The organism is Anaeromassilibacillus sp. Marseille-P3371 (assembly GCF_900169665.1).
In the GTDB taxonomy this organism is placed as follows: Bacteria; Bacillota; Clostridia; order Oscillospirales; family Acutalibacteraceae; genus Anaeromassilibacillus.
The window spans coordinates 1,829,972-1,839,315 of the sequence record NZ_LT835157.1; the positions used below are offsets into that span (position 1 = coordinate 1,829,972).

Below are 9,344 nucleotides of genomic sequence, written 5' to 3' on the forward strand. Positions count from 1 at the left end.
GGCATATGCCTCCCGCCGCACCTGCACTTGAATGTAGTGCGTGCCGGTCCCGTCGTTGACCTCCCCGACGGTGTGATCCCACTCCAACAGTGCGATCATGTCCCGCTGTTCTCCAGGAGCCGGGACGGTATCCACATAGATGTCGGGATAGCCCCAGCTCTCCAGATAGCATTTCAGCGCATCGAGCATGGTTTTGCTCCACCTCCTCCCAGATCCCGTTGGCGATGGGCCACCGGAAGCGTCCTGTTCAGGAAGGCTTCTTATGCAAGTCCCCTGGTTCAAAGGGCCTCGTTCCGGGGCCTTGTCCATGAAAGTCTTTCTGGCGAAAAACCTCTGTTCAAGAAGGCCTCCCATGCAAGTCCCTTTGGCTCAAAGGGCTTCGTATTCAAGGCCCCTAGCGCCATAAAAGCCTTTCATCTAAGAAATTCCCTGTCCAAGCCTCCCCCGGCTCTCAAACCCCTGTATCCGAGCCCCCTTGCCCAAAGCCTTCCACCGAAGAAGCCCCTACCCAAGCCTTCCTGGCCCAAAAGACCCGTATCCAAGCCTCCTTACCCAAAGGAAGCCTTTCATCTAAGAAGCCCCTGTCCAAGTCCCCTTGCCCAAAATCCCTTCCCCAGCGCCAGGCCGGTCAAAAGCGCCCAGTTTGCCTTTGGACGTTCCCGTTACCTTCCCCTTTGTGCCTTCCACCTTTCCAGGCTTCGAAGGCCTCATGGCGGCTGGCCAGGCGGCCCTCTGTACCAGGAAACTTTCTGGCAAGGAAGTCCTCTGTCCAGGAGACTTTTTGGCTAAGAAGCTCTCTAGCTAAAAAACCTCTGTCCAAGAAGGCTTCCTATGCAAGCCCCCCTGGCTCAAAAGGCCCGTAGCCAAGGCCCTTGTCCATAAAAGTCTTTCTGGCTAAGAAGAAGCTCTCTGGCTAAAAACCTCTGTCCAAGAACGCTTCCTATGCACGCCTCCCTGGCCCAAAAGACCCGTAGCCAAGCCTCCTTACCCAAAGGAAGCCTTTCATCTAAGAAGCCCCTGTCCAATTCCCCTTGCCCAAAATCCCTTCCCCAGCGTCAGGCCGGTCAAAAGCGCCCAGTTTGCCTTTGGACGTTCCCGCTACCTTCCCCTTTGTGCCTTCCACCGTTTCAGGCTTCGAAGGGCCTCATGGCGGCTGGCCAGGCGGCCCTCTGTACCAGGAAACTTTCTGGCAAGGAAGTCCTCTGTCCAGGAGACTTTTTGGCTAAGAAGCTCTCTTGCTAAAAGGCCTCTGTCCAAGAACGCTTCCTATGCAAGCCTTCCTGGTCCAAAAGGCCCGTAGCCAAGGCCCTTGTCCATAAAAGTCTTTCTGGCTAAGAAGAAACTCTCTGACTAAAAACCTCTGTCCAAGAACGCTTCCTATGCACGCCTCCCTGGCTCAAAGGGCTTCGTATCCAAAGCCCTTGTCTCCATGAAAGCCTTCCATCTAAGCCCCCCTGTCCAAGCCCCCTTGCCCAAAAGCCCTTCCCCAGCGCCGGGGCGGCCAAAAGCGCCCAGTTTGCCTTTGGACGTTCCCGCCGCCGTTCCTATGCCCAAAGCAATCGAGAAAAGAAAGACCGGGCGTCGGGCCTGAACAGGTTGAAACCAGGTACGCCGGGTAGGCGGCGGGGCGTCATCCCGGCCTGTGGCTTCCCAACAGGTACGGACGCAAGAGGCTTGCCGCCTCCATGCTGTACATCGTTGGTTCTCTTGCCGGTTCGCCCGGATTCTGCGCGCCGGCTGTGTCCGGTAGGGCTAGAGCTTCCAATGCCTGGGCCAGCTTGATGTTCACGGGAATACTCCGGCTCAGGTCGCGGGGAAAGGCCATGTCCTGAAAAATGCTGTGTTTTCTGCCCGCATAGTGCAGGGCTTCCAGATGTTGAGCCGCCCGTTTCAAGCGATCCTCTTTTTGAGCATCATGGAACATCATCCACGACTCGCCGCCGGACCTCCCTGTGAGAAGTCCGTCCGCCTCCGAAAGGGTGAGGTATGTGTCGGTCCCGACTTTGAGCAAGTCCCATCGCCTCCTTCTAGGGCTGCCGGTTTGGCTCTTGTATCGCGTCCCCTGCGGAGCCGCACAAAAATCTCGAAATTGAAATTAAAATCTTAACAAGATACCAAAACCCTACAGCTTTTGATTTCGTCCTCCGGTTGTCCCGGATTCCGTGATTCTATCGTATCACAAAGGAACTGCTTGTGAACGCCAATATCCGCTGGAAAACGCCGGAACCTGTTTAAATGCGTTGGACCGCTGCGGCAGCTTTCCAACAGGGGTTATCTTCCTGCGAACGGGCAGCCAGCTTGCGTACCGCCTGAACGGCGATATGGCGCGTCTGGCTTTCGCTGTAGGCCACTTCGTCTGCAATTTCTTTCCAGGCAGGGCGGCGTTTCCATTGGTTCCGGGCGCGCAGATCCTGCGGCCCCATGTAGGCCAATTCTAACACGCGGCGTTCCACACGTCCAAGTTCATTTAAAACCGAGCGGCACCAGTTCTTTTTCTCGCGCAGTTCCACCGCACGCGCACGGCAGGCATCCGCCTCGCGCTCGTATTCCAGCAGGATTTCAGACAGTGCCAACGCAGCAGTCGGGTCGCTGTAGCGCCCCTTTCCGCCCGGCATGCCGGTCAGATTGGGAGAGGGCAGGCAGATACACTTCTGTTCCTCCTCCAGCGCTTTGATCTCCTCCAATTCGCTGTGGATCATCCGGGGGAGGTCGTAATACTCTGCAAGCAGCTTTTCGATTTCCTTGGGTGTCATAACAAAATGCTCCTTTCAAATGTTCCGATGCTGGCCCATGCCCGCTCGAATGGGTGACTCTGCGCCCTTTAGCGCTCCATATGTAAAACTCTGGTTACTATGTCGGACGCCGCTCTGCGCGCCCCGCTTCGCCTTTCCATGTCCATGCTTCTCAAGCAAATTCCCGCCCGTTGTTTCCCCCTCTACGGAGATTTCCTCGTCCGGCCGCCCGGTGCTTTCCCCTCTACGGAGATTTCCCCGTCGGTTCATCCGGCGCTTTCCCCTCTGTGAAGATTCTCCCGCCGCCCGCCCCGCTTTTTCCCGTGTCGGAGGCTGCACCGGCCTGCGCTTCTGCGTTGCGCCCCCGGACAATACCCTGTGCACCTCGCTTTGCCTTCCATGTTCATGCTTTTAAGGAAATTCCCTTCCAAGTGACAGGCCCGCTTAAACCCCTAGCAGCGCCGCAATCTCCTGTGCCGCGCTTTGGTATTCCTCCGGAGGTAACCCCATCTCCCGCAGCTTGTCCTTCAGGCACTCGTAGTGGGCCCAGCGGCGCAGAAGGCCATCCTTGCGCCGCCCGCGCGCTTCATCGAGCAGCGCCTTCCATTCATCCGTCATATTTTGACTCCACCTCCATAAATGTGTGATACTGCGGTTGCCAATGGAACCGGAAATCTCCCGTCCGGCCGTTCCGGTTCTTCGCCAACGTCAAGTGGATGTCCGTCCAGGCTTCGCCGGAGAGCCGTCCCTGGGGCTGTTCCCCGTCCCGCCAGAGAAACAGCACATAGTCGGCGTCCTGTTCCAGATCGCCGGTCTCGCGCAGGTCCGCCAGGCGGGGACGTTTGTCCCTGCGTCCGTCCGATTGGCGATTCATCTGGGCCAGTTCTACAATGGGCAACCCCGTGTCCAGGGCGATCTGCTTGAGCTGATTGCTCACCCAACCCAGTGCGCGATAGGCGTCCCGCATGGATGGGCGTTCCATCAGGCCGATGTGATCGATAAAGAGGATGTCCGGCTGATAGAGTTCGATGCACTGGCGCACCCGGTCGACCGAGAGCCGAGGTTCCACGCAAAACTGGATGCGTGTTGATTCGCGGAATTGGCACAAGACGCGCTCGATGTCGCCCTTCTCTTCGTCCGAGAGCAGGCGGTCCCGGATGCGGGTGCCGTCGATGTGCATGAGCTGGGATGCCACACGCTGCATGAGTTGTTCATCGGGCATCTCCATCGAGCAGTAGAGCACCTTTTTCTTCCGGCGTGCAAGGTGCAGGGCGAGGTTGAGCGCAAAGTCGGTCTTGCCGCCGCCGGAGCGCGCCGAGAGAACGGTGACGGTGCCGGGCAAAAATCCGCCGGTTGCGCGGTCGAGGGCCCCATAGCCCGATTTGGCAGGCGCGCCCTTTGGGGCGTTCATCCATTGAAGGAAATGATCGACCGCCTGAGCAAAGGAAACGCCGCTGTCGCCTTCGGCGCGGGTGAGGGCGTCCTGTTCCGCTACCAGATTGCGCAGGCGCTCGACGGATTCCTGTGCCGTGCAGATGGGGGCGTCCGCCGCGATCTCAGCCGCCGCGGTACAGATGCAGCGTCTCCGCCACGCATCCCGCACAATTTTCACATAGTCAAAGCGGTGCCTTGTGGTGGGCACATAACCGGCCAGTTGGAGCAGGATCTTTTTCTCATCCGGCAGGCGCTCAACCAGGGTCACGCCGTCCACCGGCCCGTTGGCGCGGTACTGGGCGACCATAGCTTCAAAGACGCGCCGCGTGGTATCATGGGTGAACATCTCCGGGGTCAGGGCGTTTGCCACATCCTTGATGAATTCGCCATCCAGGACGACGCATCCCAGGACCGCCATCTCCGATTCTACACTCACTCCGGCATCAACTCCTCCCAGCCGCACTCTCCGGCGCGAAAGCGGCGCAACGCTTCTTCCCGGCGTTCTTTTTCACGCGCCAACTCCGGGGGCAGCGCACGGGGAGGCGCATAGCCGGGCGGGTCCAGATCGCCGCAGTACGCCGGGCTGTCTGGAAAAGGCTCGTCCTCCCAACGCCGCTGGCCCAACCAGGTGGATGGATTGGGAATATACCGCCCTTGGTCTCGCTGCCATTGTTCGCTGCCCTTTGCCTGTTTGATGGCCGTCAACATCGTGTCCAACAGGCGGTGGTCCGGCTTTAGCCGCACAAAGAGCTTTTCCGCACGGCCTTTGCCGACTTTACGCGGATATGCGGTCCAAAAGCGCTCAAACGCCTCCTGTACGCCTTTGCCCTGCATTCCAGCCTTCCCACCAGTCCGAAGTACCTCTTGCACTTCTTCGCCTTGCGTTCCAACCTTTCGACCCGCCCAAAGTATCTCTTGTGATTCTTGCACCTCTTCGTCCTGCATTCCAACCTTCTCACCAGTCCGAAACGCCTCTTGCGCTCCTTGCACCCCTTCGCTCTGCGTTCCAGCCTTCCCACCAGTCCGAAGCGCCTCTTGCGATTCTTGCACTTCTTCGCTCTGCATTCCAGCCTTCCCGCCAGTCCAAAGCGCCTCTTTCGCTCCTTGCACCCCTTCGTCCTGCGTTCCAGCCTTCCCACCAGTCCGAAGTACCTCTTGCGCCTCTTGCACTTCTTCGCCTTGCGTTCCAGCCTTTCCACTCGTCCGAAGCACTTCTTGCGATTCTTGCACCTCTTCGCCCTTCGTTCCGTCCTTTCCGCCCGTCCGAAGTATCTCTTGCGATTCTTGCGCCTCTTCGCCCTTTGTTCCAGCCTTCCCACCAGTCCGAAGTACCTCTTGCGATTCTTGCACTTCTTCGCCCTTCGTTCCAGGCTTCCAACTCATGCGAAGCACTTCTTGCGCCTCTTGCGCCCCTTCACCCTGTGTTCCAGCCTTCCCCCCAGTTCGAAACGTCTCTTGTACTCCTTGCGCCCCTTCGTCCTGCATTCCGACCTTCCCACCAGTCCGAAACGCCTCTTGCGATTCTTGCACTTCTTTGCTCTGCATTCCAGCCTTCCCACCAGTTCGAAACGTCTCTTGTACTCCTTGCACCCCTTCGTCCTGCATTCCAGCCTTCCCACCAGTCCGAAACGCCTCTTGCGCTCTTTGCACCTCTTCGCCCTTCGTTCCAGCCTTTCCATTCATCCGAAGCACTTCTTGCGCTCCTTGCACCTCTTCGTCCTGCGTTCCAGCCTTCCCACCAGTCCGAAGCGCCTCTTGCGCCTCTTGCACTTCTTCGCCTTGCGTTCCGGCCTTCCCGCCCGTCCGAAGTATCTCTTGCGATTCTTGCACCTCTTCGTCCCGTGTTCCGTCCTTTCCGCTCGTCCAAAGTATCTCTTGCGCTCCTTGCGCCCCTTCGTCCTGCATTCCAGCTTTCCCACCAGTCCGAAGCACTTCTTGCGCTCCTTGCACCCCTTCGTCCTTTGTTCCAGCCTTCCCACCAGTCCAAAGCGCCTCTTGCGATTCTTGTACCTCTTCACCCTGCGTTCCGGCCTTTTCCCCCCTTCCATCAGATGGAAACGTCCCCCAGTCCCCTGCCGGGGGACTACAGGGGGATTCTTCTTTGCTCTTCTCCCCTCTACTTTTCTTTCCTCTACTTTGTCGCTTTTCCGGCACAGCTTGGGGAGAAAAATCCTTCCCAGGCTTCTTTTCGGGGAAATAATCCGCCCGGCCCGGGGATTCCCTCCCCAGAAGCGGTTTTTCGGGCGGCAATCTCCGCCGTTTTTCGTAGACGGGCCGCAAGTTTTCCACCAGCGCCTGACACCAGATCGTCTGTCCGTCCGCCCAAAGAGGCTGGTCGATCTTCCCCATCCCGGCGAGCAAATCCAGAATCTGCCCGGCGGTCTCCGCAGAAACCCTGGTATAGCCGAGCAGGTATTCCCAATCCAGCGCATTCCGGCAGTCATAGCTGTGCCCATCCGTTTTACAGAGCAGTTCCAGCAGCTTAAACCAAAAGGCATAGCCGTCGTTTCCGAAGCGGCTTTCCAAGATACTTTTGGTCCGGCTGTCCGCAGCGAAATGCGGGAAATACTCTGCAACATTTTTGCTGATTCTCGACACAATGCACCGCCTTTTCAAAAGAAATCTGTAAACAGGCGGCAGCGGGGCGGCCCGGCGCCCCCCTGCCGGGTGTGGCGATTTTTCTGCGGCTGCTTCATCCAACGTCCCTCCTTTTTGCAGGCCGGTCCGTGCAAACCGGCCGGACCTGCGCCGGGGCACGGCCCCGTTTTTTTACATAAATGCAATCAGCATCTTTAGATGACATATCTATCATAGTACATTTGTTCTGTAAACGCAAGGGGTTCGAACAAATTTTCTTAAAATTTCTTTCATCGAACGCACAGGCGGCCGTTCGCCCCGGAAGCTCCTCTCCGCCTGCGGGCCGTATCCTTACACTTTTGTAAGCTGATCGCCCAACGCACAAAAAGTGTGGTACAATCGGAGAGAATAGACGCAAGGAGGGGATTTTATGGACAGGTTGCTCCTGTTGGAAGACGACAGCGCTCTGCTCGACGGCCTGCAATATGTGCTGCGGAAAAATGGATACGAGGTGGACGCCGCCCGGACGGTGGCGGAGGCGAACCGCCTGCTGGCGGAAAAACCGCCGTACGGGCTGTTGCTTTTGGATGTAACCCTGCCGGACGGCACAGGCTTTGCGGTGTGCGAGCAGGTACGGCGGGCGGGCGGCACGGCGCCGATCCTGTTTTTGACCGCGGCGGACGAGGAGACCAGCATCATCCGCGGGCTGGACTGCGGCGGGGACGACTATCTGACCAAGCCCTTCAAACTCGGGGAGCTGTGTTCACGCATCCGGGCTTTGCTGCGGCGGGCGGGGATGCCGCGGCAGGAGGAACCCTCCGTACTGCGGAGCGGGCCGCTGCAAATCGACCTGTTGGGAAGCAAGGCGGCGCTGGAAGGGCGGCCGTTGGAGCTGACCGGGATGGAATACCGGCTTTTGTGCATCCTGGTGCGGAACGCAAACCGGATTGTAACCCGCCGGGCGTTGTTGGACGCGCTTTGGGACGGGAATGGGAACTTCGTGGACGACAACACCCTTTCGGTGTACATGCGGCGTCTGCGTGGCAAGCTGGAGCGCGACCCATCCCATCCGGAATACCTGCGGACCATCCGCGGACTGGGGTATCAGTGGAAGGAGGCGGGCGAATGAGTTTTTTGCAGGAGGCGGTCTTGCGCCGGTATTTCGGATTTCTGTTGGGATTCCTGGCGCTGTTGACCGGATTCGGGATATTTTGCGGGACGGCCTGGGTCCGGGCGGAACAGGAGGTGCTTCTCGCCCACGACCGGGCGTTCGCATCGTCCCTGCTGGAGGAGGACGTCCCCCCGGTTGCCATTGTCCGGGCGCTGAAGCAGGCGCAGGAGACGGAGCAGGGCGCGGCCCTTTTGCGGGAGGCCGGCTGGACGGAACAGACCGGGGCCCTCTTTTTTCCCGCGGTCCGGGAGGCGGCCGCCCGGACCCTGCCCATGGCCGTGGGGGGATCGCTGTTGTTGGCGCTGTCGCTGTTGGGCGGTTCCCTGCTCTTTCTGACGAGGCTGGACCGCCTTTTCCAGCGCGCAGGCGCGTCCGTGGAGCGGTTCACACGCGGGGATTTTCACAGCCGGTTCCCGCGCGGCCGGACGGGGGCGTTTTCCCACCTGCTCGCGTCCGTGGATGAATTGGCCATGGCGCTGGAATCGAAGGGCGAAGCGGAGCGCCGTGCCAAAGAATTCCTCAAGGATGCGCTTTCGGACATCTCCCACCAGCTCAAGACGCCGTTGGCCGCGCTCCATATGTACAATGAGATTGTGCTGGAAGAGCCGGAAAACGCCGAAGCGGTGCGGCAATTTTCCGAGAAGGCGGCGCAGGCGCTTCGCCGCATGGAGGACCTGATCGGGACCTTGCTGAAGGTGATGCGCCTGGATGCGGGAAGCATCCCCTTTGAAAAGGAGCTTTATTCCATGGGGGAGGTGTTGCTCCGCGCGACGGAGGAACTCACGACGCGCGCACAGCGGGAGGGCAAGCGCATCCGTTGGGAGGGCTTGCCGGAGGAGCCGGTCCTGTGCGACCTGGCTTGGACCAGCGAAGCCGTCGGCAACCTGGTCAAAAATGCGCTGGACCATACGGAGGCCGGGGGCGAGGTCTGCCTGTCGTGGCAGCGTTCGCCGCTGATGCTTCGCCTGATTGTGTCGGACAACGGGTGCGGTATTCCTCCGGAGGAACTTCCCCATATTTTCAAGCGGTTCTACCGCGGCAGGGGCGGCAGCTCGCAGGAGGGGGTGGGCTTGGGTCTGCCCCTGGCGAAATCGATCGTGGAGGGGCAGGGCGGTATCCTGACGGTGGAGAGCGCCCCCGGCCGCGGGACTGCCTTCACCCTGTCCTTCCTGACAAAACTGTAAGCTGGCGTTCACCGGGGCGTAAGGTGCGCGTGGTATCCTGAAGACGATCGAATTTCGGTCGAATAAAGGAGGTAACCCAAAAATGGAAGTATTGCGAGTGGAACATCTCTGTAAGGTATACGGCAGAGGTGAAGCCAAGGTGGACGCGCTGAAGGACGTCTCCTTCACAATGGAGAAGGGCGAGTTCACGGCAGTCGTCGGGGAATCCGGCTCTGGAAAGAGCACGCTGCTGCACTGTATTGGCGG

At 59.3% G+C, this 9,344-nt stretch carries 10 protein-coding genes; 3 read left to right on the forward strand and 7 right to left on the reverse strand.

Going from position 1 to position 9,344, the window contains the following annotated elements; translation table 11 throughout:
- The 7 genes from B9Y59_RS15735 to B9Y59_RS07220 all read right to left on the reverse strand — a co-directional run.
- Positions 1 to 189 (reverse strand): hypothetical protein (locus B9Y59_RS15735; RefSeq protein WP_158088974.1); only part of this gene is annotated, 189 nt, incomplete at its 3' end.
- Between the two features lie 1,441 nt (positions 190 to 1,630).
- Positions 1,631 to 2,011, reverse strand: coding sequence for a DnaT-like ssDNA-binding protein (locus B9Y59_RS07200; RefSeq protein WP_085532633.1), 381 nt, complete (start codon positions 2,009 to 2,011; stop codon positions 1,631 to 1,633).
- A gap of 220 nt (positions 2,012 to 2,231) precedes the next feature.
- Positions 2,232 to 2,753, reverse strand: a complete 522-nt coding sequence (locus tag B9Y59_RS07205) for a hypothetical protein (RefSeq protein WP_054325055.1) — start codon at positions 2,751 to 2,753, stop codon at positions 2,232 to 2,234.
- 15 nt (positions 2,754 to 2,768) lie between these two features.
- Complete coding sequence (locus tag B9Y59_RS07210; protein ID WP_085532635.1) at positions 2,769 to 3,116, reverse strand: hypothetical protein; 348 nt, start codon at positions 3,114 to 3,116, stop codon at positions 2,769 to 2,771.
- Positions 3,117 to 3,176: 60 nt separating this feature from the next.
- Positions 3,177 to 3,350: a hypothetical protein gene (locus tag B9Y59_RS15740; protein WP_153802367.1), complete on the reverse strand. Its 174-nt coding sequence runs from the start codon at positions 3,348 to 3,350 to the stop codon at positions 3,177 to 3,179.
- Complete coding sequence (locus tag B9Y59_RS07215) at positions 3,340 to 4,602, reverse strand: replicative DNA helicase (RefSeq protein WP_085532637.1); 1,263 nt, start codon at positions 4,600 to 4,602, stop codon at positions 3,340 to 3,342. Before B9Y59_RS07215 ends, B9Y59_RS15740 begins: the two co-directional genes overlap by 11 nt.
- Positions 4,599 to 6,764 (reverse strand): hypothetical protein, encoded by a 2,166-nt coding sequence (locus B9Y59_RS07220; protein ID WP_143255257.1) that lies wholly within the window; start codon positions 6,762 to 6,764, stop codon positions 4,599 to 4,601. The genes B9Y59_RS07215 and B9Y59_RS07220 overlap by 4 nt, the downstream gene beginning before the upstream one ends.
- Positions 6,765 to 7,173: 409 nt before the next feature.
- Between B9Y59_RS07220 and B9Y59_RS07225 the strand changes: the two genes are divergently transcribed.
- The 3 genes from B9Y59_RS07225 to B9Y59_RS16410 all read left to right on the forward strand — a co-directional run.
- On the forward strand, positions 7,174 to 7,872 hold the full coding sequence (locus B9Y59_RS07225; protein WP_054325061.1) for a response regulator transcription factor: 699 nt from the start codon (positions 7,174 to 7,176) through the stop codon (positions 7,870 to 7,872).
- Complete coding sequence (locus B9Y59_RS07230; protein WP_158088975.1) at positions 7,851 to 9,098, forward strand: sensor histidine kinase; 1,248 nt, start codon at positions 7,851 to 7,853, stop codon at positions 9,096 to 9,098. The genes B9Y59_RS07225 and B9Y59_RS07230 overlap by 22 nt, the downstream gene beginning before the upstream one ends.
- 82 nt (positions 9,099 to 9,180) lie before the next feature.
- On the forward strand, positions 9,181 to 9,344 hold a 164-nt coding region (locus tag B9Y59_RS16410), incomplete at its 3' end, for an ATP-binding cassette domain-containing protein (protein WP_143255370.1).